A 25,134-nucleotide genomic window follows, 5' to 3' on the forward strand; every position below is an offset into this window, starting at 1 on the left:
GCGATTTCACTTTGCGATATGTTTAAAAAAATTACAATCCGCGCGCGCCTGGCTCTCGCGATGGGGTTTCTCGGCTGCCTACTGGTCATTGGCGGCTCAATGGGAATTGCAGGCGTGAGTTATAGCAATCACGATCTGCAAACGCTTTATTCGAATCAGCTCGGTTCGGCGGTGGCGCTGAGCGAAACGAGCGTGGCGCTGGCGCGCAGCCGGCTCTGGCTGTTTCGCATCGGCCTGACGCCCGACGCGCCGGACATTCCGCGTTCCGAGAAGAATTCGCGCGATCAGCTCGAACATGCGCAGCACTCGTGGGACAACTATCGCAAGCTGCCGAGTTATAACGACGAGGAAGCGCGCAAGGCCGACGAGATCGACGCCAAGCTGAAGCTGCTTTTGCAGGACGGCTATGAACCCGTTTATCGCGCGATCGAAACGAAGGATAGCAATCAGATTCGCTCGGCAGTCCAGAATACTTCGTCGGCGGTCTATGGCGATGTCACGAGCAGTATCGACGCCTTGCAGAAAATGCAGGCCGGTTTTGCGGTCGCTACTTACGAGCGCGCGCAGCAGCGCTTTCACTTGTTCGTGACGGTGGCCGTCGTGGGCGTGCTGTTCGCGCTGTGCGCGGCCGGGTTCGCGTGGCTTGCCTTGCAGCGCGCGATTGGCGGTCCGCTTGCGCAGGCGCTCGCGCATTTCAAGGCCATCGCGAATGGCGATCTCACCGCGCGTATCGAAGTCAAATCGCTCGACGAAATGGGGCAATTGCTCGAAGGCGTCAAGGCGATGCAGACGAATCTCGTCGATATGATCGGCCGCGTGCGTGACGGCGCGAGCGCGATCAATACCGCCGCGCGCGAAATCGCCAGCGGCAATTCGGATCTGTCGCAACGCACGGAAGCGCAGGCCGCGTCGCTCGAAGAAACGGCGTCGAGCATGGAAGAATTGACCGCGACGGTGCGCCAGAACGCCGAGAACGCGCGCCAGGCCACCTCGCTCGCGGGCGCGGCGTCGGACACGGCGCAGCGCGGCGGCGTGGTGGTGGGCGAAGTCGTCGAGACGATGCAGGGTATCGCGGACAGCTCGCGGCGCATGAACGAGATCATCAGCGCGATCGAGAGCATTGCGTTCCAGACCAATATTCTCGCGCTCAATGCGGCGGTCGAAGCCGCGCGCGCGGGCGATCAGGGGCGCGGCTTCGCGGTCGTGGCGTCGGAAGTGCGCACGCTCGCGCAACGCGTGGCCACGGCGGCGGGCGAGATTCGCGGGCTGATCGGTCAGGCCACGTCGCGCGTCGATGCCGGTTCGAAGCTCGTCGAGGAAGCGGGCAGCACGATCGCCGACATCATTCGCGACGTCTCGCGCGTGAACGAGATTCTGAGCGAGATCGCTTCGGCGTCCGAGGAGCAGAGCACGGGCATCGGGCAGGTGAACGTGGCGGTGTCGCAGATGGATCACGTGACCCAGCAGAACGCCGCGCTGGTCGAGCAGGCATCGGCGGCGGCGCAGGCGATGGCGCAGCAGGCGAGCGGGCTCGATGAAGTGGTCGGCGTGTTCAAGGTGCGAGGTTAAGCGCCGCTTCGTCGCTTCGTCGCGCGGGTTGCGGGTTGAATCGCTCGCACCTTGCCGGGCGGTGGCTCGCGCGACGCGCTGATGCCGGAAGGGATTTACGCCGTCACGGTTTCGATAGCGTCGACGGCTCCGTGGGCTTGCCCCGCACGATCGATTCCGGGTGACGCTGAAGGTAATCAGCCAGCGCGTTCACGCTCGCGAGCGTCCGGCGCAATTGCGCCGTGGCCTCGCGCACATCGGATTGCAAAGGCGAATCCGTTTCGAGCGTGGCGCGAGCAGCGGCAAAAGACGTCTGCGCAAAAGCCAGCGTGGACTGCGTTTGTGGAACGGTTTCATCGTTCAGTGTCTTGAGTAACGCATTCGCGCCCTGAAGCGACGCATCGACGTTCCGGCCGATTTCGGCGTACGGCACGCGATCGAGTTTCGTGACGATATCGGCGAGCGTGTCCTGAAGTTCCTCGATGGTGTTGGGCACCGTGGGGAGTTCGACCGAGGCGCTGGCCGCGTCGAAATGCACCGGCGGCGCCTTCGGAAAGAAGTCGAGCGCGATGTAACGCTGGCCGGTCAGCACGCTGCCCATGCGTACCTGGCCGCGCATGCCTTGAGCGATCAGATCGCGCAACAACGTGCGGCCGCCCGGACCTTCGCCGTCGCCGAGCGCCGCGCGATAGCGCCGTCCGAGCCGGAACGGGTAGAGATTCAGGCTGACGATCATGTCGAAGCCGCCGTGAGCCGCCTCGCTGTCGACATCGATGTGCGTGACGTTGCCGATCTCGACGCCATGAAAATCGACCGGCGCGCCCACGGCGAGACCGCGCAAGGATTCGCGAAATCGCATCTGTACGGGCGCGCTGAGACCGCTGGTGCTGCGCAGCGCGTCGGCCTCGTTGTCGGCGAGCGTGAAGGCGGTGTTCTTGCGCACGGTTTGCGGCGGCGCGGCCGTGGGCGTGTCGAACTGCACGCCGCCGCGCAGCATCGCTTCGAGCGGTTGCAGATCGAGCTGGAAGCCGCGCGAATCGAGTTGCACGTCGATGCCGCTCGCGTGCCACCAGCGCGTCGACGCCGTGACATAGCGGTCGAACGGCGCGTTCACGAACACCTCGACATCGACGGCCTGACCGTCTTTCGGCAGCGTGTAGCCGAGAATCTGCCCCACGGCGATCCGATGAAAATAGACCGGCGAGCCCGCCTGCAGCGAACCGAGCGACGCGCCGCGCAAGGTGAAGCGGCTGCCGCGCTGATCGGCGCTCACGACGGGCGGCGTTTCGAGGCCGATGAATTGACGGCACCGTGCGGGCGCGGGGCCGGTGGTGTCCACGTCCACGTCGATATAGGGCGCGCTTCGCAAGGTTTCGATGCCCGAGATCGCGCTGCCGTCGAAGCGCGGGCGCGCCACCCAGAAGCGCGTCCCGCAGGCGGCGAGGCGGGCGGCGTTCGACATCAGTTGCACCACGGCGGTGACGTGCGAGCGGTCGCGCGACAGATGCAGCGCTTCGAGTTCGCCGACCTCCACGCTACGGTAGCGCACGCGCGTCTTGCCCGCCTGCAAGCCTTCTCCGCTGGCGAAGTCGATCGTCAGTTGCGTCCCGTGATCGAACAGCGCATGAGCGAGCAGCAGGCAAACGGCCAGCACCGCGATGACGGGCGCGATGCCGATCAGGAGGCTCATCGGCAGCGATGTCGAGCGGAGCATTTAAAGCTTCCCCGCAATGACATCGCCGAACGCGCGGCAAAAGCGGCGCAAGCGGCACAGGCAGCGCGCGCACAGTCCGCGCGCGCGCTGGCATCGATCGGCGGCGCTCATGAGCGGAACCCCAGTATCAGTGTCAGATAAGCGAGCGCCGCGAAGACGCCCGCCATCGTCCCGTAGTAATCGCGCGCGCCGGGGCCGAGCAGGCAATGCGCGGGAATGCCGACCGCACAATACGCAGCCGCGAAGACGAGCGTGATAGCCAAAGTGGGATGGCCCGCCGACCACGCGAATTCCGCCAGACGATTCATCATCAGGCATCCTTATTACTTACGGTACGGTGAGGTATGCAAAATCGCGTGGCCGTGCAGGTACGTCAGTGCATCTGTGCGATGAGCGCTTGCGCACCTTTATCGAGGCCGGTTTTCGCGGCGCTCAGCGAGCCGAACGCAGCGGGCAGATTCATCGCGTTCGGATACTGCTTGGTGACATAGGCTTTCAGCAGGCGGCCATCTTTGCTGTCGTACACCTCGACGGCATAGGACACCGATCCGCTGAACGCGCCCTGACCGCCGCGCACGGCCTGCACGCCGTTGTAGAGATTGCCCGCGATATCGAAATGCATCGCCTGGCCCACGAGCAGCGTGGTGCTTTCCGCGCCGGTGAGCGTCACTTTCACGCGCAGCACGCCGGGGCCGGTCTGGTTCGTCATCTGGAAGCGTTTGCCGAGGTTTTCCGTGAACGCCTGTTGCGCGTAGCGGGCGAGCGCGGTTTTGTCGTCGTCCTTCATGTCGCCGAATTGCGCGTCGGCGCCGTGGTAGACGGTGACGGGATCGAGCACGACCTGGGTATAGCGCGCCCAGGACACGGGAATGCCGTAGGCGAGCGGCACCTTGTTGCGGTCGTCGCCGTGATTGGGCTGAAGCTGGTGCGTGGCGTCGATGCCGGAATAGGCGACCGGTTGAACGCCGGCGCAGGCGGCCAGCAGGAGGGACAGCGTGCCCGTGACGAGGGGGAGTGCGAGGCGTTGGACGGACATCGGAAGATTCCTTGGATAAATGAAGCAGGCGCTGAAAGGAGATGGGAGACGCGGCGAGAACCGTGTTTCACCGCGAACGCAGCGTAACGGCAATCGCGAGAAATGTAAACCGTCTACCCGGTTTGTTTATGAGGCGAGCCGAAATTGGTTACAATCACGTCCGCACCCGACCGACCGTTCGAAAGGCGCGGCCTTTCACGCCGGACAGCCGCGCCCGTTCCCCCGCCGACGCAGTCAGCCCTCGACCCGACATGGATAACCCGACCCGCTCCGAACTATCCCGCAAGAAAGCCATCGCCGCCGCGCTGGCGATTCTGACGAGGGAGGGCGCGGGCGCGTTGACGTTCGACGCGCTGTCGCGCGAAAGCGGCATCAGCAAGGGCGGGCTGCTCCATCAGTTCCGCACCAAGAACGGCGTGCTGGAGGCGCTGCTGGAGCATCAGCTCAGCGAGTTTCATCGGATTGCCGCCGATTATCTGAGCAAGGAAGGCGCGAAAAAGGCCGAGCCCACGCTCAACGCGCAGATCGAGATTTTTCGCGAGGCGGTGAATCAGCCGAATTCAGTCGCGCGCGCGATGCTGGCGGTGATGGTGGAGTCGCCCGATATGCTCGGGCGCGTGCGTAGCAGCGACGACCGCGTCACGAAGATCATCGAGGACGAGGCGCGCGACGAAGAACTCGCGCTGCTGCGTTATTTCGCGGCGAGCGGCATGGCGTTCCATACGCTCATCGGGCTGACCGAACTGGACGGCGCGCGGCGCAATCGTCTGTTCGACCGTTTGCAGGATGAGGCAAGCTGGACGCCGTTCGAAAAGAAGGGCAAGGCGGGTAAGTAAGCTGCGTAAGCGGCGCGGTGTTCAGGCCCGCGCGCCTCACTCGCCTTTTGCGCGTGACGTGGCTTCGCGGCCGATCTTCGCCTGCCGGCGCGCGCGTTCGTTGATGATCTGATGCCGCCGATGGTCGGTCATCTTTTTCCAGCCGCGCGCTTCCTCGCGCGTGCGGTAACAGCCCGTGCACAAACCGGTTTTGCCATCGAACGCACAGAGTTCGATGCACGGCGACTTAACGGCCATCGCTTACTTGAAATAGCTGTGGACGACTTCGATCAGCTGCTCGGTGCCGCTGCCGTGTTCGTCGTCGGGTTCGGCATCGACGAGATGCGTGCGGATGTGATCTTCGAGCACCACGGCGAGCAGCCCGTTCATCGCGCCACGGCTGCTGGTGATCAGTTGCAGCACGTCCATGCAGCCGCGCTCCTCTTCGAGCGCGCGCTCGATGGCTTCGACTTGCCCCTTGATGCGGCGCACGCGGTTGAGCAGCTTCTGTTTTTCGCGAATCGTGTGACTCATGTCTGACCTCGACGGATGGGGTGCCCGAGTATACCGCTGCGTATAGCGAGGGGGACTATCCTAAGCTCCGCGCCGCTCAGGCCGCGAGCGCGCTCAGCCCCTGATAGCCGACGATCAAACCGACAAGCAGGATCAGCGCGCCGGAAAAATACGGCGCCTTGCGGGCGAAATCGCCGAAACCGCTCCATTTCTTCGACACGTGCTTGACGCTCAGCGCGGCCAGCGTGCCCGAGACGACCATCGTCAGCGCGAGTCCGATGCTGAAGCAGAGCACGAGCGACGCGCCCAGCGCGAAGCGCTTCAGTTGCAGACACAGCAGCAGCACGGTGATGGACGCGGGGCACGGCACGAGTCCGCCGGTCAGGCCGAACATGACGATCTGGCCGGTGGTGACGTCGCGATTCGCGAAACGGCGGCGGATGTCGTTCGCGTGGGCGCGTTCGTGGGCGTCCTGATACTCGGACGACGCGGCGTCGAGCAGGGCGTGGTCGTCGCCGTGATCGTGGTCGTGGTCATGCGCGTGATCGTGCCCGTGATGGTCGTGATCGTGATCGTGGTGATGATGATGGTGGTGGCCGTGCGCGTGCCCATGTTCGTGCGCATGCGCGAGCCGTTGCTCGCGCCAGGTGCGCCAGATCATCCACGCCGCGACGCCGACGATCAGCACCGCCGACGCCACCTGAAACCACGGCTCGCTGCTCGCGGCGTTCCAGTTGCGGCCGAAGTACATCCCGGCGAGGGCGATCGCCCACACCACGGCGGTATGCGAGAGCGTCGCCGACAAGCCCAGCAGCACCGCCTGCCCGACCGTGCCGCGGATCGCAACGATGAACGCGGCCATCATCGTTTTCGAGTGGCCCGGCTCCAGGCCGTGCAGCGCGCCCAGCAGGATCGCGCTGGGAATGAACAGCCACGCGCTGGATGCGCCCTGCGAAAGAAGATGCGAGAAGTCCATCATTGCTGCGTTTTCCTTGCGTGAAACTGGGAAGGACGGCGCGCGTCCGCCTTCCGTCTCATCGAGACGAGGTTCAAATACGGTAGGGGGGTATATTACTCGATATAGGGTGAGGGGGTATACTACCGATCGTGTGGATGTTCGTGCCCGCGTTCCTGCCCGTCTCGTTGCAGGCCATTTCTCGATGCGCTTATAATCCGGGCTCTTTTCGGGGAGTCGCCGCGTCTCGCGCGCACCCGCCGTCCCCGCAATCCCAACTCCGAGCGCGCGCCGCGCCATGACGCGAGGCCATCGGCGCCAGCGGCGCGCGTCGCATCGATGTGAATTCCATGAAGAAAAAACGCTGGATCGCGCTGCTGTGCCTGATTCTTTCGGCGGCAGCGGTGGCGCACTTCCTGCGCCCGCGCTACACGCCCGCCGAGCGCGACTACTACACCGTGCTGTTCTGCCATGTGATGAGCACCGGCAGCCACGATCCGCGCAAGGACATGCGCGATGTGGTCGAGAACGGCAATGCGGATTACGCGCTGCACAAGCTCGAATACAACGCGGCGGCAGCCAACGACACGCTGGCGCGCTTCGACAAGCTCAGCGGAGAGGAGCAGCGTTTGGCGGCCCAGAGCCGCCCGGAGTGCCAGCGTCTGCTCGGTTTGAGCGCGCAGCACTAAGCGGGCGCAAGAAGAAAAGAGAAGGGAGAAGGCGCCCGCGCGATGCGGGCGCCCGTCGGCCAGATCGCCGCGATTTATCCCTGTGCCGTGGAGAGCGGCACCGACTGCGGCACCGACTGCGGCTTCGCCGCCTCGCCGAACTGAAGCGCGGCCAGTTGCGCATACAGCGGCGAACTTTCGAGCAGATCCGCGTGACGTCCTTGCGCGACGATGCGGCCATGCTCGAGCACCACGATACGATCGGCCTGCTGCACGGTCGCCAGCCGATGCGCGATCACCAGCGTCGTGCGGTTCTGCGCGGCATTGTCGAGCGCCGTTTGCACGAGCCGTTCGCTGGCCGCGTCGAGCGCGCTGGTGGCTTCATCGAGCAACAGAATGGGCGGGTCCTTGAGAATCGCGCGCGCAATCGCGATGCGCTGACGCTGTCCGCCCGACAGCCGCACGCCGCGCTCGCCGAGAAACGTGTCATAGCCTTCCGGCAATTGCTCGATGAACCCGGCGGCCGCCGCCATGTCGGCGGCGCGGCGCACCTGTTCGAGCGTGGCGTCGGGCATGCCGTAGCGGATGTTGTCGAGCACGGTCCCCGAAAAAATCACCGATTCCTGCAACACCACGCCGATCGCCTGGCGCAACGCGTCGAGCGAGACGTCGCGCGTCGACACGCCGTTGATCAGGATGCGGCCCGACTGCGGATCGTAAAAACGCAGCAGCAACTGGAACAGCGTGGTCTTGCCCGCGCCCGATGGCCCGACCAGCGCGATGTGCTCGCCCGGACGCACATCGAGCGAAAAGCCCGCGAGCGCCGCGATGCCCGGACGCGACGGATACGAAAAGCCCACGTTCTCGAAGCGGATGCCGTTACCTTGCGCACCTTGAGCGGGCAGCGGCACGGGCGTTTCGGCTTCTTCCACGGGCGAGCGCGCCGCGAGCAATTGCAACAGCCGCTCGGTCGCGCCCGCCGCGCGTTGCAGATCGCCCCAGACTTCGGCCACCGCGCCCACGGCGCCCGCCGTGAACACCGCGTAGAGAATGAACTGCGAGAGCTGGCCGCCCGTCATGCTGCCGGCCAGCACGGCTTTCGCGCCCAGCCAGAGCACGAACACGATGGCCGCGAACACGAACACGATCACCACGGCCGTGAGGCTCGCGCGCGCCCGGATGCGTGTGAGCGCGGTGTCGAACGCGGCTTCCACCGCGCCGCCGAAACGCTTCGTCTCGTAGCCTTCCTGCGTGTACGACTGCACGGTCGGCATGGCGTTGAGCACTTCGCCCGCCAGCGCGCTCGCGTTCGCGACCTTGTCCTGACTCGCGCGCGAGAGCTTGCGCACGCGCCGCCCGAACAGGACGATCGGCAGCACCACCACGATCAGCGTCGCGATGATGTAGCCCGACAGAACCGGGCTCGTCGCGACCAGCATCGTCACGCCGCCCACGGTCAGCAGCGCGTTGCGCAAGCCGAGCGACAGGCTGGTGCCGACCACGGCCTGGATCAGCGTGGTGTCGGTGGTGAGGCGCGAGAGCACTTCGCCGGTCTGCGTGGTCTCGAAGAATTGCGGGCTCATGCGCATGACGTGCGTGTAGACCGCGCGGCGCAGATCGGCCGTCACGCGCTCGCCGAGCCACGAGACCCAGTAGAAGCGCAGCGCGGTCGCGGCGGCGAGGATCAGCGAGACGACGAACAAGGCGATGAAGTAGCGATCGATATGCGCGCGGTTGCCGCTGGCGAAACCACGGTCGATCAGGTACTTGAACGCGACGGGCAGCGCCAGCGTCGCGCCCGCCGAGGTCAGCAGCGCGAGAAAGGCGAGCGCCCAGCGTCCGGCATACGGACGCAAAAACGGCAGCAGGGCGAACAGCGGAGCGACGCGCGACGAGCGGACGGCGGCTTCTGGCATAAAAAGTCTCGGGGTCGAGCGAAAAAGTGAAGAAAGCGTGACGATACACGGCGCGGCGCCACGGACGGTGTCAGTCCGGCTGCGGCCCGTTGCGCAGTTGCTCGCGTTCTTGCGGCGTCATGCTTTGCCACTGCTTCCACTGGCGCCATTTACCGCGCTCGCGGCAGCCGCCGTGGCCGCGGAATCCGCCGAACAGAATCCGGCACAGCACGAGCAGGCCGATGGCGCGCGGATAGTCGATGGCATGTGCATCGACGACGAGCGTCGGCACGATCCAGTTCCACAGGCTCATGACGATCCAGCCCAGCAGCGCGACGATGGCCGCGACCACGACCAGTTTCGCAAGTATTTTGCGGCGAAATTGCATTCCCTTCTCCTTCGGTTCAGATGTCATTGCCATCCCACGACGCGCGCAGGCGCTCGCGCAGATGCAGCACCGCGTAACGCTTGCGCGCCAGCAGCGTGTTCACGCCGACGCCGGTCGCGGCGGCCAGTTCCTTGAAGCTGCGCCCGTCCAGTTCGTGCGCGATGAAGACGTCGCGCTGGCTGGCGGGCAGTTCGTCGAGCGCATCGCGCAGCGTGTCGAGCAGCGCCGCGCGCGCATACGCGGCCTCCGGCCCGGCGTCGGCCGAGGGCAGCGCGAGGTCGAGGCGGTAATCGCTGGGATCATCGCCTGGCTCGCCGTCGCGCGCGTCGCCGCCGCCGAGATCGGCGAGCGGCACTTCCTTGCGCTTTCGAAAGCGGTCGACGATGCGGTTGCGCGCCACGCGAAACAGCCACGCGCCGACCTGTTCGATCGGCTCGGGCAGCCGCCAGGCTTCGACCAGTTCCTCGAAAACGTCCTGAAGAATGTCCTCGGCTTCGTCCTGGTCGATCACGCGGCGACGGATGAAACTGCGCAGCCTCGGACGCTCGCGGGCGACGGTGTCGGCGATGTCGCGGTCAGGATGGGGCAGCGGGTTCGGGGTGAGCGGCGGTTCCATACCCGTGATGACGATTCGGGAAGGGAAATATTGTGACATCAGCCGAAGATTGCGGCGGACCGTGGGGTTGGCGCTGCTTGGCCCAACCCCGCGCGGCATGAGAGATTACGCGGGGATTACGCCGCCGCGAAGGTTGCGGGCGTCGCGGGCGCAAGCTGCGCCGCGCTGACGAGCTTGCGCGTATAGGCGTGCGCGGGCGCGTCGAGCACCGCGAGCGTCTCGCCCGCCTCGACAATCCTGCCGCCGTGCATCACCACGAGCCGGTGCGAAACGGCGCGCAGCACGTCGATATCGTGGCTGATGAACACGTAGCTCAGCCCGTGGCGGCGTTGCAGCGCCGTCAGCAGCGCGAGAATCTGCTGCTGGATCGAGACGTCGAGCGCGCTTGTCGGTTCGTCGAGCACGACGATGCGCGGATCGACAGCGAGCGCGCGCGCAATCGCGATGCGCTGGCGCTGGCCGCCCGAAAACGCGGCGGCCAGGCGCGAGGCGGCGTCGGCGGGCAGGCCGGTTTCGGCGAGCAGCGCCGACACGCGCGCGCGCCGCGCGTCGGCGGACAGGTTCGGATGATGGAGCGCGAGCCCTTCCTCGACGATCTCGCCCACGGTCAGGCGCGGCGCGAGCGAGCCGAACGGGTCCTGAAACACCATCTGCACGTGCGCGGCGAGCGCGCGGCGTGAGGGCGCACGGGGCGTGCCGTTGCGCCTGTCAAGCCCATCGACATCATCGACACCATCGAGCCCATCGAAGCGGATCGCGCCCGCCACCGGCTGCACGAGGCCGACGATGGACGCCGCCAGCGTCGACTTTCCGCAGCCCGATTCGCCGAGCACGCCGAGCGTTTCGCCCGCGCGCAGCGTCAGGTCGATGCCGTCGAGCACGGTGCTCGTACCCGCGCGCAGCACGCCGCGCCAGCCCGGCGCGCGTGCGCGATAGCCCGCGCGCAGGCCGTCGACGGCGAGCACGCGCGGCGCGTCGTCGGCCACTGGCGCGAGCGCGCGGCGCGGCGCGCTGTCGAACAGCTTGCGCGTGTAAGGATGATGCTGCGCCGCGAACAGCGCCTCGGTCGCGCCTTGTTCGACGATTGCGCCATGCTGCATCACGGCCACGCGATGCGCGAAGCGCCGCACCAGATGCAGATCGTGCGTGATGAGCAGCACGGCGAGGCCGCGTCCGTCGGCGTCGGCTTCCTGAAGCTCGATCAGCAGATCGACGATCTGGCGGCGCACGGTCACGTCGAGCGCGGTGGTCGGTTCGTCGGCGATCAGCAGGCGCGGGTTGCAGGCGAGCGCCATGGCGATCATCGCGCGTTGACGTTGTCCGCCCGATAGCTGATGCGGATAGCAGTCGACCTTGCGCTCGGGCTCGGCGATGCCGGTGCGCCGCAGCAGCGCAATGGCGCGTTCGCGCGCGGCCGCGCCGCGCAGATTCGCGTGCAGGCGCAGGCTTTCGCCAATCTGGCGGCCGATGCTCCAGAGCGGATTGAGCGCCGTCATCGGCTCCTGAAACACCATGGCGATGTCGCGGCCACGCACGGCGCGCCATTGCGCCTCGCGCTTGCCGAGCAATTCCTCGCCCGCGAGGCGCACGCTGCCGCTCACCTGGGCGGCATCCGCGAGACCGAGCAGCGCGAGCGCCGTGAGACTCTTGCCCGAGCCCGATTCGCCGACCAGCGCCACGCGTTCGCCGCGTGCGATGGTCAGTTGGAGATCGCGCACGATGCTTCGTGAGCCGATTCGAATGCCGAGTCCGTCGACTTCGAGTACCGCTTGCGTCATGAACGCTCCTGAGTGTGGTCGTGCGCGCGATGGCGATCCGGTGAGAGCGCTTCGCGCAGCGCGTCGCCGATAAACGTCAACAGCAGCAGCGTGACGACCAGCGCGGCAATCGCCGTCGCCGAAATCCACCATGCGTTGAGATGGTCCTTGCCTTCGGCGAGCAACTCGCCGAGGCTGGGCGCGGGCGGCGGCACGCCGAGCCCCAGAAAATCGAGGCTCGCGAGCGAGAGGATCGCGGCGCTCATGCGAAACGGCAGCCATGTGATGACCGGCGTGAGGCTGTTCGGCAGAATGTGCCGCCACATGATCTGCCAGTCGGAGAGGCCGAGCGTGCGCGCGGCGCGCACATAGTCGAGCGCGCGCTTTTGCAGGAACTCGCTGCGCACGTAATCGGAGAGCGTGATCCAGCCGAACGCGGCGAGCAGCACGAACAGCAGCGCGAGGCTCGGTTCGAAGATCGACGAGAGAATGATCAGCAGATACAGATCGGGCAGCGCGTTCCAGATTTCGATCAGGCGCTGGCCGAGCAGATCGACGCGGCCCGCGTGATAGCCCTGCAACGCACCCGCGAGCACGCCGATCAGCGCGCCGCTGAGCGTGAGCGCGAACGCGAACAGCACGGAGCTGCGCAGGCCGTAGAGCGCGCGCGCGAACACGTCGCGTCCATAGGCGTCGGTGCCGAGCCAGTTTTGCGCCGAGGGCGGCGCGGGAAACGGACGCGCGTCGTGATAGTTCACGGTGTCGTAGCGGAACGGGCACGGCGCGTAGAGCGCGACATTGCCGTCGCGCGAAAACTGGTCGCGAATGAACGGATCGAGATAATCGGCCTCGGTGGGCAGCGCGCCGCCGAAGTCGCGATCGGCGTAGACGTGCAGCGCCGGAAACAGCCAGTGGCCGTGATAGCGCGCGACGAGCGGCCGGTCGTTGGCGATCGCGCCCGCGAAGAGGCTGGCGGCGAACAGCACGGCGAACACGATCAGGCTCGCCCAGCCGAGGCGCTGGCGGCGCAGACGCTGCCAGAAACCCGGTGCGATGGGCTGGGCGGGCGCGTGATCCGGCGCGGCGGGCTTGTCAGCGTCGTGCGCGTGCTGCGCCTCGTCGCGCAATGGTGTGATGGCTTCCATGCAGAACCCCGAAGTCAGCGGCCGTTGCCGCCGAAGTGAATGCGCGGATCGATCAGCGCGTAGGCGAGATCGCCCGCGAGCCGCGCGACGAGACTCACCACCGTGAACACGAACAGCGAGCCGAGCACGACCGGATAGTCGCGGCCCACGATGGCGTCGTACGAGAGGCGGCCCACGCCGTCGAGCGAGAACAGCGTTTCGATCAGCAGACTGCCGCTCACATAAGCGGCGATGAACGCGGCGGGCAAGCCGGTGGCGAGCGGCAGCAGCGCATTGCGCAGCACGTGACGCCAGACCACGGCGCTGCGCGCGGCGCCTTTCGCGCGCGCGGTCAGCACGTACTGGCGCGAGAGTTCGTCGAGAAACGCGTTGCGCGTGAGCAGCGAGACCACAGCGAGACTGCCCGTGACCGAAGCCGTCACCGGCAGCACCAGATGCCAGAGCCGGTCGAGCACGCGCTGCGCGAACGGCAGCGCGTCGTGGCCTTCCGAGCCGAAGCCGCCGAGCGGAAACACGTGCAGGAACAGATCGCCGCCGAACAGCATCATCAGCAGCACGCCGAGCACGAAACCGGGAATCGCATAGGCGGCCAACAGCGCGGCGCTGGTGGCGAAGTCGAACGCGCTGCCGCGATGCAGCGCCTTCGCAATGCCGAGCGGCACCGAAATCAGGTAGGTGAGCACGAGCGTGAAGCTGCCGAGCGTGACCGTCACGGGCAGCTTGCTGTGTATCAGTTCCCACACGGATCGATGCTGGAAGAACGACTGGCCCAGGTCGAAGCGCGCGTAACGCGCGAGCATGCGCACGTAGCGCGTGAGCGGCGGCTGGTCGAAGCCGAACTCGTGGCGGATCGCCGCGATCTGCGCGGGATCGACGCCCTCGTTGCCGTGATAGCCGCCGTTGCCGCCGCCGCCCTCGCCATGCATCGACGTGCCTTGCAGGCGCGCCATCACCTGCTCGACGGGGCCGCCGGGCACGAACTGCATGATGATGAAAGTGACCGTGAGCACGCCGAGCAGCGTGGGGATCATCAGCGCGAGGCGCCGGCCGATATAGGCAATCATGATGCGCTTACTCCTGTGTCTGCGCGAAAGCGGGCGCTGTCTTTGCGGTCGGCGCGCTTTGCGGCGCGGCGTGCCACCAGCCGATCACCCAGTCCATCCACGGATATTGCTTCGGCACCTGTGCGGGCGGCGCGATGCGCCGGTTCCACGCAACGCGCGCGTGCGTGATGTGCCACTCGGGCACCATGATGCGTTCGCCGCGCAGCACGCGATCGAGCGCGCGCGCCGCTGCAATCAAAGCGTGCTCGCTCTGCGCGTGCTGCACGTCGGCGATCAGCGCATCGACGGCGGGCGAACTCACGCCCGCGTAGTTTTCCGAACCGGGCGTGCGCGCGGCCTCGCTGCCGAAGCGCCGCGCGAGTTCGCCGCCGGGCACGCTCGCGGCGCGATAGCCGAGCGTCGTCATGTCGAAGTCGAAATGCTTGAGCCGCTCGTTGATGACAGTCTGGTCCATGATGCGCAGGCGCGCGTCGATGCCGAGCATGCGCAGATTGCGCACGATGACCATCAGAATGCGCTGCATGCCGGTGCCGTCGTCGAGCAGTTCGATCGTGAACGGCGTGCCCGATGCATCGCGCAGCGCGCCGTCGCGGTAATGCCAGCCCGCGCTTTCGAGCAGCGCCTCGGCGCGCGCGAGATTGTTGCGCAGGCCGTCCTTGCCCGTGGTTTGCGGCTGCGCCGGCACGTCGCCGAACACCTCGGGCGGCAGGCTCGCGCGCAGCGGTTCGAGCAGCGCGAGTTCGTCCGCGCCGGGCGTGCCGCGCGCGGCGAACTCGCTATCGTCGAAAAAGCCCTGGCTGCGCTCGTACTGGCCGAAAAACATGTTGCGGTTGATCCACTCGTAATCGAGCGCGAGCCCCACGGCTTCGCGCACGCGCGGGTCCTGGAATTTTTTGCGGCGCAGGTTGAAGAACAGGCCTTGCGCGTCGCTGATGCCTTGCTCGGCGAATTCCTGTTTGTGCAGCGTGCCCGCCGCGAAGCCGGGGCCGCTGTAATTGCGCGTCCATTGTTCGGCGCTGCCTTCGAACATCGCGTCGATGTCGCCGGCACGGAATGCCTGGAGCGGCGCGGAGTCGTCGCTATAGAGGCGAAAGCTGATGGTGTCGAAGTTGAACATGCCGCGCCGCACGGGCAGGTCCGCGCCCCAGTAATGCGGATCGCGCCGGTAGACGATCTCGCGGTTGCTCGCGCGCGAGTCGATCCGGTACGGGCCGCTCGCGATGGGCGGCACGGTCGCGAGTTGGTCGAAACTGCGTGTGCCGCCTGCGGGCGCGCGCGCCCAGTCGCGCGAGAACACGTAGAGGTCGCCTGCGTCGAGCACGGCGCGGCGCTGCGCCGAACGGAAGTCGAAGCGCACGGTCTGCGCGTCGAGCGCGCGCGCCGCGCGGATCAGCGCATAGCGGCCGCTGTAGAACGGCGACGTGGGCGCCTGGCTGAGGCAGTCGAACGACCAGACCACGTCGTCGGCGCTCACGGGCTTGCCGTTCGAAAAGCGCGCGGCGGGATTCAGATGGAACGTCGCGGAGAGACCGTCCGGCGCGATGGCGACGCGGTCGGCGAGCAGCGGATATTGCGTGCTCACGTCGTCGAGGCTGCGCTGCATCAGCGTCTCGAACAGCAGGGTCGGCGCGGCCGGCGCGGCGTTGCCGCGCAGCAGGAACGGATTGAGCGAGTCGTACGAGGTGACGACCGGCGTGGCGTCGATGTAGTTCGCGAGCCGCAGCGTGCCGCCGCGCGGCGGCGTGTCGTCGGCGTAAGGCAGGCGCGCGGGCACGCTGGCGGGGCGCGCGTCGTCGAACAGCGCGAGCGTGGTTTGCCAGTGCGGGGCGTCGGGCGCGCCGCGAGTTGTCGGGCTCGTCGGGCTCGCCGTGAGCGTCGCCGCGTGCGCGGACGCCGCGGCTTGCGCCAGCGCGATCGCGCACACGCCCGCCCACCGCCGCGCGCGCCGTTTTCCCGCATGTGCGAGCGCGATCATGACTGCGCCCGCTTCATGAGCGACGGCGTCGCGCGGCCCGCGTGCGCAATCGAGCGATTCGACACGGCCGCGCTCACAGGTCGAAGCGCGCGTTGAGCGCGACCGTGCGCGGGGCGCCGACGAACATATAGTCGCTCTGGAGGAAGCCCCAGTAATGGCGGTCGAAAATGTTGTCGACTTCGGCGCGCAGCGTCACGCCATGACCGGCCACCGTCGTGCGATAGCTGAGCCCGGCGTTGAAGAGGGTGAAGCTGGGCAGCACGTAGTTGTTGTTCGCGTCGGCCATCATGCTGCCGTAGTAGTGCGCTTCGGCGTTCGCGGTGAGGCCCGTCACGCCCGGAATGCGGTCGCTGAGTTGCAGCGTGGCCTGCCAGCGCGGAATGCCCTCGATGCGCTTGCCGATCAGATCGGCCTCGGTCTCGCTATACGTGCCCGCTTCCCATGCGGTGCTGGCGGCCACGCGGAAACCCGCGGGCAGATCGACGTGACCGTCGAGTTCGAGACCGTTGATGCGCTCCTTGCCGTTCGAGACGTAGACGTTCTGCGCGTTGCCGTACTCCGCGCCGCGCTCGATGCGGAACAGCGCCGCCGACGCGCCCACATGGCGGCCGTCGTACTTCACGCCCACTTCATATTGCTTGCTCTTGATCGGATCGAGCACCTGGTTCGCGTTCGCGTAGCCTTCGGCTGCCGTGCCGCCATCTTCGAGTGCTTCCACGTAGCTCGCGTAGAACAGCAGGTCGCTGCGCGGACGGAACATCAGCGCGAGCGTCGGCGTGACCGGATTCTGCGTGTAGCTGACCGGCGACGCGGACGGCGACGTCCACGACGTCTGGTGATAACTCGTGTAGCGAATGCCCGCGAGAATCGACCAGTATTTCAGGAAGCTCAGCGTATCGCTCGCGAAAATCGACTTCTGCTGCGAGTTGAAATTGTTGTACTGCTGGCTGTAATCGTAGGTGCCGTCCCACGTGTGCTGCGTGATCGTGTCGTAGAGATTGTTCGAGCCGATATCCGTATAGAGGTAGCTGGGCACGGTCTTTTTCGTGAGCCATTGCTGGGACACGCCCAGTACGACCTGATGATCGACCGGGCCGGTCGAGAACTTGCCTTCGAGCGTGGCCTGCACGACGTCGTAAATCGACGATCCGCGCGAACGGTTCAGATACGTGTTGAAGTCGCCTTGCTCGTTGAGCAGGTCGAGCCATTGGCCGGAGTAACTGCGCTCGTCCTTGCTATGGCTATAGTCGATGCTCGCCTTCCAGACCGGATCGATCTGCCAGTGCAGGCCGCTGCTCACGAAGTACACGTTCGAATTGAAGAAGGTGTCGCCGTATGCGGAGAGATTCGTGCGGCCGCTCGGCGCGCGCGGCAGGCTCGTGCCCGTGTAGTCGCTGAGCATGACGTCCTGAATGCCGCCGTCGACCTTGCGCGACTGATAGAGGCCGTCGAAAGTCCACGTGAGCGAGCGCGTGAGGCGCGCGTCGAGCGAAAGCGACTCCGAATTGCGCAGCACGTGCGAATCGTTATACGTTTCACCCTGTTCGTGCGTGATGTTGAAGCGATAGCCGAACATGCTGTCCGGCCCGAAGCGCCCGCCGGTGTCGATGTGCTGGCTGAATACCGAGTCGGAGCTATAGCCCACGTCTGCGCTGAACGTGAAGGTGTCGGTCGGCTTCTTCGTCACGAAATTGATGATGCCGCCTGGCGCGCCGAAGCCGTACATGAAGCCCGATGCGCCCTTGAGCAACTGGATCGACTCGAACGATTCGACCGGCAATTCGACGGTCGTCATATAGAAAGGCAGGCCGTTGATCTTGTAGCCGTTGTAGTCGTCGAGCGGAATGCCGCGCACGTTGATCGAATAGGCGTTGAACGAATAGGTGTCGCCGAGCGACATCACCGCCGCGTCTTCCGCGAACACCTTGCCGAGCGATTTCACCTGGCGGTCTTCGAGTTCCTGCTGCGTGACCACGCGCGTCGAGAACGGCGTTTCCAGATCGGAGCGCGTACCGAGCGCGCCGCTCGACACCTTCGGCGCCTGCTGGCGCGAGCCGTTGATCGTCACCGTGGCGAGGCTGTGGACCTTGTTGTCGGCGGCCTTGTTCGTGCCGGACGTGGCGTCGTTCGTCGTGTCGTTCGTGGCTTTTTGTGCGGTGCTGGCGGAGTCGTCGGCGTGAGCGAGGCTCGCGGTCAACGTCCCTGCGCCGATCAGCAAGGCCGGAATTACCCGCAAACGGAATATGCTTTTTCTCATACGTAGTAGTCCGATATATTTATATTGATTGCAGCCAGGCACGCCTTGGCGAGAAGGTCACATGCGACCGGGTATCAGGGAATCAGTGAATCAGGCAGTCGGCGAAGGAGTGAGCGCGAGCGGGCCTTCGATATGCGCGCCGAGCATTTCGATGAAATGCTCGAAGGCCTGATCGGGAACCGACGCATCGCGCACGAACAGTTCTTGCAGGCACAGTCCGCGAATGAAACACGCAATCACGTAGCGCGTGAGCCACGGCGCGGGCGACTGGTCGATGCGTGTATTCGCGGGATGATGGCGCATGTCGTCGCCGATCGAATGCGTCAGCAACGCGGCGTTGAAGCGCTCGCGCAGATCGGCGTCGCTGCGCAGCGCGCCGTAGAACTCCTGCGTCATCGGAAACGTCTCGCGCATTTGCGCGCGCCAGACGCGCACTTCGTCGCGCACGCTGGCGCCCGGTTCGATGCGCTGTTCAAGCGTGTCGAGCTTGCCGCTGATCCACGCCACATACGCGGCCACCAGCAGTTCGTTCTTGTGCGGAAAGTGATGGAGCAGGGCTCCGCGCGAGAGGCCCGCACGCTGGCAGATTTCGCTGATCGACGTCTTCGCGAGACCGACTTCGGCGAGGCAGGCCAGCGTGGCGTTGATGAGCGCGACGCGCGCTGCCGTGCTGCGTTCGTGTTGGGTGCGCCTGACGCGTGGTGCGGTATTCGGAATGACGTTATTCATGGTGCGGGGCGGGACGGTCTCGCGGCGCGCGTTAAAGGATCGCTGCATCGCGGACATTCAAAAGGCGTTACAGCGAGATACAGTACGGTTGGTATGTTATTGACCGTGCATCACGGTGTCCAAGAAAATTCCCTCACATGCTTATCTGTTCGACAGGAACCGGCGTACGGTTTCGCACCGCGTAATCGCGTTAAGATCGTCGCCTGTCTGATTCGATGCTTCATGCCATGTCTTCGTCGCGCTCCATTCCTCCACTACTGTCGCTGCGCGTCTTCGAGGCGGTCGCGCGGCATTTGAGTTTCACCGCAGCGGCCGAGGAGCTGCATGTCACGCAAAGCGCCGTGAGCCATCACATCAAGAAGCTCGAAGAGGATCTCGGGCGGCGGCTATTCGATCGGCGCGTGCGTTCGGTGACGTTGACGAGCGACGGCCAGGCGTATTTCGAACACGTGCACGCCGCGTTCGATCTGCTACGGCGCGGCACGGACGCGATGCGCGCGCCGCGTCACGCGGCGGGCAGCTTGACGGTCGGTCTGCTGGCGTCGTTCGCGACGCGCTGGCTCGCGCCGCGTCTGCACGATTTTCACGCGGCGTTTCCCGATGTCGATCTGCGTTTGCGTCCCGATATCGCGCTCGCCGACTTTTCGCAAGGCGACGTCGACGTGGCGATTCGCTACGGACGCGGCACGTGGTCCGGCGTGCAAGCACGCAAACTGATGTCCGAGCGTCTTTCGGTGGTGGGCGCGCCGCGTTTGCTCGCCGCGCATGGCCCGTTCGCGCGCGCCGACGACCTGCTGCGCCTGCCGATCCTGTTCTCGCACAGCAAGCAGCCGTTCGAATGGGATGCGTGGACGGCGCGCTTCGGCGTCGACCTCAGCGCCGCGCGCGGCGTGCATCTGCACGACTACAACATCGTGGTCGAAGCGGCGCTGGCCGGGCAGGGCGTGGCGATGGGGCGGCATCGGCTGATCGCGCCGCAGCTCGCCAGCGGCGCGCTCGTGCCCATGTTTCCTGCGATGACGCTCGACGATCCCGAGATCGGCTGGTGGCTCGTCACGCGGCCGGGCCCGCGCAGCGAAGCGGCCAGCGCGTTCTGCGACTGGCTGATCGCCGCGGCTGAAAACGACGATATCGGCGACGGCGACGGCGACGCCACGCGCGCATCGACGCATTAGTTCCGCTCATGCACGGGCGGCAAGGATTGATTGGTCGCGGGCGAGGCGAATGGCTAGGATCGGTGCTCCCGAATCCAGAACCACGCATCACGAACCACGCATCGCGCAAGGAGCCTCGCCGTGAACACCGTCAACGCCTCGCTTGAATCCAGCACCGATTCCACGATTTCCGCCCGCGTCGCCGCGCTCGGCCTGACGCTCGAGCCGGCCGCCGCGCCCGCCGCCAATTACGTCTCGTTCGTGCAGGACGGCCATCTGCTCCACATTTCCGGGCAGATCGCGCGACGCGGCAATGCGGTGCCGTACACGGGCCAACTGGGCGCCGACGTCACCGAAGCCGATGGCATCGAAGCCGCGCGCCTGTGCGCGCTCGGCGTCGTCGCGCAGATCGCCGTCGCGACCGGCGACCGGCTCGACCGCGTCGCGCGCGTGGTCAAGCTCGGCGTGTTCGTGGCGAGCGCGCCGGGCTTCAGCCGCCAGAGCGTGGTGGCGAACGGCGCGTCCGATCTGATCGTCGAGATCTTCGGCGAGGCCGGACGGCACGCGCGCAGCGCCGTGGGCGTCGCGATGCTGCCGGCCGGCTCGGCCGTCGAAGTCGATGCCGTGGTCGCGCTGCGCGAACATTGATCGCCGCCATCACCGGGGAGGCCGCATGACCCAAACACTGACCGATACCGACATCGACGCGCTGCGTGCCCAGACGCCCGGCACGCGCACGACGACGCATTTCAATCACGCGGGCGCGTCGCTGCCCTCGTCGGCGACGTTGAGCGCGATTCACGCGCAACTCGAACGCGAGGCGACGCGCGGGCCGATGGAAGCGGGCGTCGCCGCGAGCGCCATCACCGATGAAGCGCGCGCGCTCGCCGCCACGCTGTTCAACGCGCAGCCCGACGAAATCGCGCTGACCGGCGGCAATTCGCAGGGCTGGGGCGCGGCGTTCGCGGCGCTGGGCGGCTGGAACGCGGGCGATCGCCTCCTCGTCGGACGCCACGAATGGGGCGGCAATCTGGCCGCGATGCAACTCGCGGCGCAGCGCGCGGGCGCGACGATCGACGTGATTCCGTCGCGCGAGGACGGCACGCTCGATCCGGCGGCGCTGGCGTCGATGATCGACGAGCGTGTGCGGCTGATCGCGCTGACGTGGCTGCCCGCGAACGGCGGGCTCATCAATCCGGCCGAGGCCGTGGGCGCGATTGCGCGGCGCTTCGGCATTCCCTATTTCGTCGATGCCGCGCAGGCGGCCGGACAGGTGCCGATCGACGTGCGGACCATCGGCTGCGACGTGCTCAGCGCCGCGCCGCGCAAGGCGCTGCGCGCGCCGCGCGGCACCGGGCTGCTCTATGTGCGGCGCGAGTTTCTCGAACGCTTGACGCCCGCGTACGTGGATCGCTTTTCGGCGCCGCTCGATGCGCAGGGCGAGCCGCGTCTGCGCGACGACGCGGGGCGTTTCGAGTCGGCGGAAACGTCGATGGCGCTACGCGCCGGACTCGCGAACGCGCTGCGCGAGGCGCTGGCGATTGGCGTGCCGGCGATTCGTCAGCGTATCGATCAGGTGGCGACGACGCTGCGGCAGCGCCTGGCGGAGATCGAATCGGTCGTGTTGCTCGATGACGGTGTCGAGCGCTCCGGGCTGGTGGCGTTCAATCTCGCGGGGCACGAGCCGCAAGCGGTGCAGGCGGCGCTGGCCGGGCGGGGGATTTCGATCGGATTGAGCGGCGTGCCTTATACGCCGCTCGATATGCGGGCGCGCGGGCTCACGAGCGTCGCGCGGGCGTCGGTCAGCTATCTGACGACCGATGAGGAGATCGGGCGGTTGGTCGAGGCGATCATCGCGATCGCGTAAAGCTTCTTATAAGAAGCATTTAAGGCGCGCTTCACCTCTTTGTGCTACATTTATGAGGCATATAGGAGGTGAGCGGTGGAAAGCACCCTGCAGATATTCCTGGACGACCGCTGGATCGACTGCGCCCAGGTCGAATTCCGCGATGGCCGGTGCCAGTGGGAATTCCAGGTCATGTACGCCGTCGAGCATACGCACGACCCGCTGTCGCTCGTCGAACCCGTGGACACGGAATTCCGGTTCGGGCGTCAGCTTCCGGCGTTTCTGTACGACCTTGTGCCGCAGGGCGCCGGCCGGCGTTTCCTGCTGGGCGAGCTCAAGATGCAGGACGGCCCGGACGCGGACTTTCCGCTGCTCTGCGCGGGTGCGTTCAATCCGATCGGGCGCATCCGTGTCGCCGAGGCGGTCGATTACTTCGAGTCCCACGTGCGCCGGCACCCGGACGCGCGTGGCTTGCCGGGCATGTCGATCGACGACGTGGTGGAGCGCAGCGCGGACTTCAAGGAGCGGATGTATCTGCACGGCATGCTCGGCACGGGCACGACGGGCGTGCAGGGCGCGGCGCCGAAATATCTGCTCACGCGCGACCAGAATGGCCTGCTGCACGGCGACGCGGTTCTGCCGGACGCGCAGGCGACCCAGCACCTGATCGCGAAGCTGCCGCGCGGCAACGCGCCCGCCGACATCAAGGTCCTGCACAACGAGGCGGCCTATATGCGGGTGGCCGCCGCGATCGGCATCCGCACTTATGAGCAGTTGCCCAGCCTGCACGGCGACGTGCTGCTGATTCCGCGCTTCGACCGGCGCGTGCGCAACGGGCGCGTCGAGCGGCTGCATCAGGAAAGCGTGGCCTCGTTGCTCGGCCTTAGCGGCTTCGATCAGCGCCCGGATCTTTTCGAGGTCGTCGCGGCCATCCGCAGGGTCGCGACCGATCCGGCGGCCGAAACGCTCGAATTCATCAAGCGCGACGTGCTCAACCTGGCCATGCGCAACACCGACAATCATGCGCGCAACACGGCGATGCAGCTTGTCGATGGCCGACAGCAGTTGACCCCGTTGTTCGATTTCGCGCCGATGTATCTCGACCCCGAACTGGTGCCGCGCACGCTCAGGTGGTATCGGCCGGATGCGACGCGAGTCGAACTGACGGAGTGGAGCGATGTGCTGGCTGCGCTGCCGGTTAGCGCGGATGAGCAACGGTTGCTCGGAGAGGCGCTGGGCAGGTTTGCCTCGCAGATCGAACGCCTCCCGGACATCATGCTCGCACAGGGTGTCGATCACGACATCGTGCAGTTCCTGATTCCGTCCATTGATACGCAGGTCCGCCAACTCAAGGCCCTGCGTTCCGATTCCTGATTCCTTAGAGATCCAGTATGCCCCGACGTATACCGCCGAGCCGTGAGGAGCAAAACGCCCAGCGCCGGGAATTCTATGAGCGCATCGAACGCGGCGAGTTGAGCATCGCCGAAGCCATGAAGGCGATGCGCAAGATGACGGGCCTGACGCAAGCGGAATTCGCCGCCCATCGCGGCGTCAGCCGGCGCGTGATTCAGGACATCGAGCGTGGTACGGGGAATCCGACGGTGGAATCGCTAAATAGTATTGGAAAGCTGTTTGGGCTTCAGGTGGGGTTTGTGCGTTTGAGGCGTGGGGAGTCGGTTTTGAATACGGCGGAGTGAGGCGGGGCTGGCCAATTTCGGCCGTTCGACAACGCCGCGTAGATCATCGACAATTCGCAGTTGTCGTGCGCTGATATTTGTAAGCTTTTAGGCGGAATCCCGAAAGGCTGACGACAAAACGCACTCAATACCGCTGCTAGTGAATCCTGCTGCGGATCTCTCATACGGGGATGCACGTTTGATGTCCCGGCCCAACACAATGAATAAATTCGGGGAATTGGGATGCAGTTGAGTTCTTATCGCTGGATCGCTGCTCTCATCGTAATTCTGTCTGGGTGCACTTCAATTTCAGGTAGTTCCAGCCTGAGCAGCCGACCGTCTGTACCGGCTTCGCGCCTGAGTGTTCGGTACATTCAAAATACGTTCCGGGCAACCAACCCGCGTGCCCCCGGCATTTCCTATTCTCCTGCGGCTCTCCTCGAGAGGGATGGTTACTATGATCTTGGCAATGAAATAAGGTTTATCGCACCTGAAGTTGCAAGCGCCCGAGGCCTCGAGGCAGATGTCGACGTTTCGAATGCCGACATTCGGGGCAACAATCCATGGAACGGCGTGGGTCCCTATGCTTCCCGCGGAAACAGCACGGAACTCGTGCTATTTGTCAGGGGCGGGCAATCAACGCAAAATTCGGCCGATGTCCTGTTTGTGTTCCACGCGATTTTTCGCGACGTGCCGCGCGGCATCGAGTATTGGCATGCGGATTACCGCGTAAAGGTCAACACGCTCACTCCATGGGACCCAGCCTTTGATAGTGATACGGTGAGAAAACTTATCATCAGAGTGTTTGATGATCTTGAGAAGGATGGATTAATCCGCGGCGCGCAACAGAAAGTGACCAACGAATCTCAGCCTGAACCTCTGTTGGCGCCGTCGCAACCCATCATTTCGGAAGGCGAGGCGGCCGGTTCCCCTGAGCCGGTGCCATACATCGATGCGCGAGGACAAGAAGGCTACCGTAAATGGTTGGCCGGCGGAGCGCATGGGGCATTTGCAATATCGACTGACGGTCATTGGGGATACTCGCCGGGCGCGTCTGAAGCTTCTGAGAATGAACGGGCGGCGGAACAGCGCGCAATCTCGATTTGCCAGATATTGGCGACGACAGCGTGTTTCATCTATGCGCGGGACAGCCGGGTGATTTGGCACGGTGCCGATAGAAGCCCTGCTGCGTCAGTCAACCAGTGAGGCGGGGTGGGGATTCGAGAGGGATCCAGTTGACCTGGCTGGCCGCCCCCAACTAATAGTGACGATTTCAGGGCTTTCCCTCGACTGGCTTCGCAGCTCGCGGCGGAGCGCTGTGTGCGTTTCTTCGCGGTCGCCTGTCGACGGATTCATAAGGCGGTAGGCGGCCGAGGCCGTGTG

At 65.6% G+C, this 25,134-nt stretch carries 24 protein-coding genes; 9 read left to right on the forward strand and 15 right to left on the reverse strand.

Features of this window, described 5'->3' with window-relative positions; all coding sequences use genetic code 11:
• Nucleotides 1–18 precede the first annotated feature (18 nt).
• On the forward strand, nucleotides 19–1,569 hold the full coding sequence (locus LDO54_RS38910) for a methyl-accepting chemotaxis protein (protein WP_290371089.1): 1,551 nt from the start codon (nucleotides 19–21) through the stop codon (nucleotides 1,567–1,569).
• A 103-nt stretch (nucleotides 1,570–1,672) separates the two neighbouring features.
• On the opposite strand, the gene LDO54_RS15555 is transcribed toward LDO54_RS38910, so the two are convergent.
• The 3 genes from LDO54_RS15555 to LDO54_RS15565 all read right to left on the reverse strand — a co-directional run bounded on the left by LDO54_RS15555 (nucleotide 1,673) and on the right by LDO54_RS15565 (nucleotide 4,298).
• Nucleotides 1,673–3,262: an intermembrane transport protein PqiB gene (locus LDO54_RS15555; protein WP_224011580.1), complete on the reverse strand. Its 1,590-nt coding sequence runs from the start codon at nucleotides 3,260–3,262 to the stop codon at nucleotides 1,673–1,675.
• A gap of 107 nt (nucleotides 3,263–3,369) precedes the next feature.
• Nucleotides 3,370–3,573 carry a hypothetical protein gene (locus tag LDO54_RS15560; RefSeq protein WP_224011581.1) on the reverse strand — a complete coding sequence of 68 codons (204 nt, stop codon included), beginning with the start codon at nucleotides 3,571–3,573 and terminating at the stop codon, nucleotides 3,370–3,372.
• A 62-nt stretch (nucleotides 3,574–3,635) separates the two neighbouring features.
• A complete protein-coding gene (locus LDO54_RS15565) occupies nucleotides 3,636–4,298 on the reverse strand; it encodes a DUF3313 domain-containing protein (protein WP_224011582.1) in 663 nt (220 codons plus the stop codon).
• A 41-nt stretch (nucleotides 4,299–4,339) separates the two neighbouring features.
• Between LDO54_RS15565 and LDO54_RS15570 the strand changes: the two genes are divergently transcribed.
• On the forward strand, nucleotides 4,340–5,134 hold the full coding sequence (locus LDO54_RS15570) for a TetR/AcrR family transcriptional regulator (protein WP_356790101.1): 795 nt from the start codon (nucleotides 4,340–4,342) through the stop codon (nucleotides 5,132–5,134).
• Between the two features lie 36 nt (nucleotides 5,135–5,170).
• Here LDO54_RS15570 and LDO54_RS15575 read toward each other — a convergent pair whose 3' ends face one another.
• The 3 genes from LDO54_RS15575 to LDO54_RS15585 all read right to left on the reverse strand — a co-directional run bounded on the left by LDO54_RS15575 (nucleotide 5,171) and on the right by LDO54_RS15585 (nucleotide 6,605).
• Nucleotides 5,171–5,371 (reverse strand): DUF1289 domain-containing protein, encoded by a 201-nt coding sequence (locus LDO54_RS15575; protein ID WP_224011583.1) that lies wholly within the window; start codon nucleotides 5,369–5,371, stop codon nucleotides 5,171–5,173.
• Between the two features lie 3 nt (nucleotides 5,372–5,374).
• Nucleotides 5,375–5,647: a metal/formaldehyde-sensitive transcriptional repressor gene (locus LDO54_RS15580; protein ID WP_028206235.1), complete on the reverse strand. Its 273-nt coding sequence runs from the start codon at nucleotides 5,645–5,647 to the stop codon at nucleotides 5,375–5,377.
• A 76-nt stretch (nucleotides 5,648–5,723) separates the two neighbouring features.
• On the reverse strand, nucleotides 5,724–6,605 hold the full coding sequence (locus LDO54_RS15585; RefSeq protein ID WP_224011584.1) for a nickel/cobalt efflux transporter: 882 nt from the start codon (nucleotides 6,603–6,605) through the stop codon (nucleotides 5,724–5,726).
• Between the two features lie 326 nt (nucleotides 6,606–6,931).
• Between LDO54_RS15585 and LDO54_RS15590 the strand changes: the two genes are divergently transcribed.
• The gene (locus tag LDO54_RS15590; RefSeq protein WP_224011585.1) at nucleotides 6,932–7,270 is read left to right on the forward strand and encodes a hypothetical protein; all 339 of its coding nucleotides are present in this window, start codon (nucleotides 6,932–6,934) and stop codon (nucleotides 7,268–7,270) included.
• A 74-nt stretch (nucleotides 7,271–7,344) separates the two neighbouring features.
• On the opposite strand, the gene LDO54_RS15595 is transcribed toward LDO54_RS15590, so the two are convergent.
• The 9 genes from LDO54_RS15595 to LDO54_RS15635 form a co-directional block, all read right to left on the reverse strand.
• Entirely contained in the window at nucleotides 7,345–9,165 is a 1,821-nt protein-coding gene (locus LDO54_RS15595; protein ID WP_224011586.1) for an ABC transporter transmembrane domain-containing protein, read from the reverse strand.
• A gap of 70 nt (nucleotides 9,166–9,235) precedes the next feature.
• Nucleotides 9,236–9,532, reverse strand: coding sequence for a hypothetical protein (locus tag LDO54_RS15600; RefSeq protein WP_224011587.1), 297 nt, complete (start codon nucleotides 9,530–9,532; stop codon nucleotides 9,236–9,238).
• Between the two features lie 16 nt (nucleotides 9,533–9,548).
• On the reverse strand, nucleotides 9,549–10,148 hold the full coding sequence (locus LDO54_RS15605) for an RNA polymerase sigma factor (protein WP_224011588.1): 600 nt from the start codon (nucleotides 10,146–10,148) through the stop codon (nucleotides 9,549–9,551).
• A 116-nt stretch (nucleotides 10,149–10,264) separates the two neighbouring features.
• Nucleotides 10,265–11,926, reverse strand: coding sequence for an ABC transporter ATP-binding protein (locus LDO54_RS15610; protein ID WP_224011589.1), 1,662 nt, complete (start codon nucleotides 11,924–11,926; stop codon nucleotides 10,265–10,267).
• Nucleotides 11,923–13,050, reverse strand: a complete 1,128-nt coding sequence (locus LDO54_RS15615) for an ABC transporter permease (protein WP_224011590.1) — start codon at nucleotides 13,048–13,050, stop codon at nucleotides 11,923–11,925. Before LDO54_RS15615 ends, LDO54_RS15610 begins: the two co-directional genes overlap by 4 nt.
• Before the next feature lie 14 nt (nucleotides 13,051–13,064).
• Nucleotides 13,065–14,114, reverse strand: coding sequence for an ABC transporter permease subunit (locus LDO54_RS15620; protein WP_224011591.1), 1,050 nt, complete (start codon nucleotides 14,112–14,114; stop codon nucleotides 13,065–13,067).
• 7 nt (nucleotides 14,115–14,121) lie between these two features.
• Nucleotides 14,122–16,089 carry an extracellular solute-binding protein gene (locus LDO54_RS15625; RefSeq protein WP_224011592.1) on the reverse strand — a complete coding sequence of 656 codons (1,968 nt, stop codon included), beginning with the start codon at nucleotides 16,087–16,089 and terminating at the stop codon, nucleotides 14,122–14,124.
• Between the two features lie 73 nt (nucleotides 16,090–16,162).
• Nucleotides 16,163–18,346, reverse strand: a complete 2,184-nt coding sequence (locus LDO54_RS15630; protein WP_224011593.1) for a TonB-dependent siderophore receptor — start codon at nucleotides 18,344–18,346, stop codon at nucleotides 16,163–16,165.
• Between the two features lie 90 nt (nucleotides 18,347–18,436).
• Nucleotides 18,437–19,075, reverse strand: coding sequence for a TetR/AcrR family transcriptional regulator (locus tag LDO54_RS15635; RefSeq protein WP_224011594.1), 639 nt, complete (start codon nucleotides 19,073–19,075; stop codon nucleotides 18,437–18,439).
• 227 nt (nucleotides 19,076–19,302) lie between these two features.
• On the opposite strand from LDO54_RS15635, the gene gcvA reads away from it, so the two are divergent.
• The 6 genes from gcvA to LDO54_RS15665 all read left to right on the forward strand — a co-directional run bounded on the left by gcvA (nucleotide 19,303) and on the right by LDO54_RS15665 (nucleotide 24,957).
• Nucleotides 19,303–20,250, forward strand: a complete 948-nt coding sequence (gene gcvA, locus LDO54_RS15640; RefSeq protein WP_224011595.1) for a transcriptional regulator GcvA — start codon at nucleotides 19,303–19,305, stop codon at nucleotides 20,248–20,250.
• A 120-nt stretch (nucleotides 20,251–20,370) separates the two neighbouring features.
• The gene (locus LDO54_RS15645) at nucleotides 20,371–20,877 is read left to right on the forward strand and encodes a RidA family protein (RefSeq protein WP_224011596.1); all 507 of its coding nucleotides are present in this window, start codon (nucleotides 20,371–20,373) and stop codon (nucleotides 20,875–20,877) included.
• Between the two features lie 25 nt (nucleotides 20,878–20,902).
• Nucleotides 20,903–22,096, forward strand: coding sequence for an aminotransferase class V-fold PLP-dependent enzyme (locus LDO54_RS15650; RefSeq protein WP_224011597.1), 1,194 nt, complete (start codon nucleotides 20,903–20,905; stop codon nucleotides 22,094–22,096).
• A gap of 75 nt (nucleotides 22,097–22,171) precedes the next feature.
• Nucleotides 22,172–23,449 (forward strand): type II toxin-antitoxin system HipA family toxin, encoded by a 1,278-nt coding sequence (locus LDO54_RS15655; protein WP_224011598.1) that lies wholly within the window; start codon nucleotides 22,172–22,174, stop codon nucleotides 23,447–23,449.
• Between the two features lie 17 nt (nucleotides 23,450–23,466).
• Nucleotides 23,467–23,772 carry a helix-turn-helix domain-containing protein gene (locus tag LDO54_RS15660; protein WP_224011599.1) on the forward strand — a complete coding sequence of 102 codons (306 nt, stop codon included), beginning with the start codon at nucleotides 23,467–23,469 and terminating at the stop codon, nucleotides 23,770–23,772.
• 222 nt (nucleotides 23,773–23,994) lie between these two features.
• Nucleotides 23,995–24,957 carry a hypothetical protein gene (locus LDO54_RS15665; RefSeq protein WP_224011600.1) on the forward strand — a complete coding sequence of 321 codons (963 nt, stop codon included), beginning with the start codon at nucleotides 23,995–23,997 and terminating at the stop codon, nucleotides 24,955–24,957.
• Nucleotides 24,958–25,134 lie beyond the last annotated feature (177 nt).

Origin of the sequence: Paraburkholderia tropica (assembly GCF_914484835.1) — a bacterium.
In the GTDB taxonomy this organism is placed as follows: Bacteria; Pseudomonadota; Gammaproteobacteria; order Burkholderiales; family Burkholderiaceae; genus Paraburkholderia; species Paraburkholderia tropica_A.

Bases quoted from the DNA above. Each gene is read 5' to 3' on its own strand.
- LDO54_RS38910 (WP_290371089.1), top strand. From the start codon at position 19: ATGTTTAAAAAAATTACAATCCGCGCGCGCCTGGCTCTCGCGATGGGG.
- LDO54_RS15555 (WP_224011580.1), bottom strand. From the start codon at position 3,262: ATGCTCCGCTCGACATCGCTGCCGATGAGCCTCCTGATCGGCATCGCG.
- LDO54_RS15560 (WP_224011581.1), bottom strand. From the start codon at position 3,573: ATGATGAATCGTCTGGCGGAATTCGCGTGGTCGGCGGGCCATCCCACT.
- LDO54_RS15565 (WP_224011582.1), bottom strand. From the start codon at position 4,298: ATGTCCGTCCAACGCCTCGCACTCCCCCTCGTCACGGGCACGCTGTCC.
- LDO54_RS15570 (WP_356790101.1), top strand. From the start codon at position 4,340: ATGGGAGACGCGGCGAGAACCGTGTTTCACCGCGAACGCAGCGTAACG.
- LDO54_RS15575 (WP_224011583.1), bottom strand. From the start codon at position 5,371: ATGGCCGTTAAGTCGCCGTGCATCGAACTCTGTGCGTTCGATGGCAAA.
- LDO54_RS15580 (WP_028206235.1), bottom strand. From the start codon at position 5,647: ATGAGTCACACGATTCGCGAAAAACAGAAGCTGCTCAACCGCGTGCGC.
- LDO54_RS15585 (WP_224011584.1), bottom strand. From the start codon at position 6,605: ATGATGGACTTCTCGCATCTTCTTTCGCAGGGCGCATCCAGCGCGTGG.
- LDO54_RS15590 (WP_224011585.1), top strand. From the start codon at position 6,932: ATGAAGAAAAAACGCTGGATCGCGCTGCTGTGCCTGATTCTTTCGGCG.
- LDO54_RS15595 (WP_224011586.1), bottom strand. From the start codon at position 9,165: ATGCCAGAAGCCGCCGTCCGCTCGTCGCGCGTCGCTCCGCTGTTCGCC.
- LDO54_RS15600 (WP_224011587.1), bottom strand. From the start codon at position 9,532: ATGCAATTTCGCCGCAAAATACTTGCGAAACTGGTCGTGGTCGCGGCC.
- LDO54_RS15605 (WP_224011588.1), bottom strand. From the start codon at position 10,148: ATGGAACCGCCGCTCACCCCGAACCCGCTGCCCCATCCTGACCGCGAC.
- LDO54_RS15610 (WP_224011589.1), bottom strand. From the start codon at position 11,926: ATGACGCAAGCGGTACTCGAAGTCGACGGACTCGGCATTCGAATCGGC.
- LDO54_RS15615 (WP_224011590.1), bottom strand. From the start codon at position 13,050: ATGGAAGCCATCACACCATTGCGCGACGAGGCGCAGCACGCGCACGAC.
- LDO54_RS15620 (WP_224011591.1), bottom strand. From the start codon at position 14,114: ATGATTGCCTATATCGGCCGGCGCCTCGCGCTGATGATCCCCACGCTG.
- LDO54_RS15625 (WP_224011592.1), bottom strand. From the start codon at position 16,089: ATGATCGCGCTCGCACATGCGGGAAAACGGCGCGCGCGGCGGTGGGCG.
- LDO54_RS15630 (WP_224011593.1), bottom strand. From the start codon at position 18,346: ATGAGAAAAAGCATATTCCGTTTGCGGGTAATTCCGGCCTTGCTGATC.
- LDO54_RS15635 (WP_224011594.1), bottom strand. From the start codon at position 19,075: ATGAATAACGTCATTCCGAATACCGCACCACGCGTCAGGCGCACCCAA.
- gcvA (WP_224011595.1), top strand. From the start codon at position 19,303: ATGTCTTCGTCGCGCTCCATTCCTCCACTACTGTCGCTGCGCGTCTTC.
- LDO54_RS15650 (WP_224011597.1), top strand. From the start codon at position 20,903: ATGACCCAAACACTGACCGATACCGACATCGACGCGCTGCGTGCCCAG.
- LDO54_RS15660 (WP_224011599.1), top strand. From the start codon at position 23,467: ATGCCCCGACGTATACCGCCGAGCCGTGAGGAGCAAAACGCCCAGCGC.
- LDO54_RS15665 (WP_224011600.1), top strand. From the start codon at position 23,995: ATGCAGTTGAGTTCTTATCGCTGGATCGCTGCTCTCATCGTAATTCTG.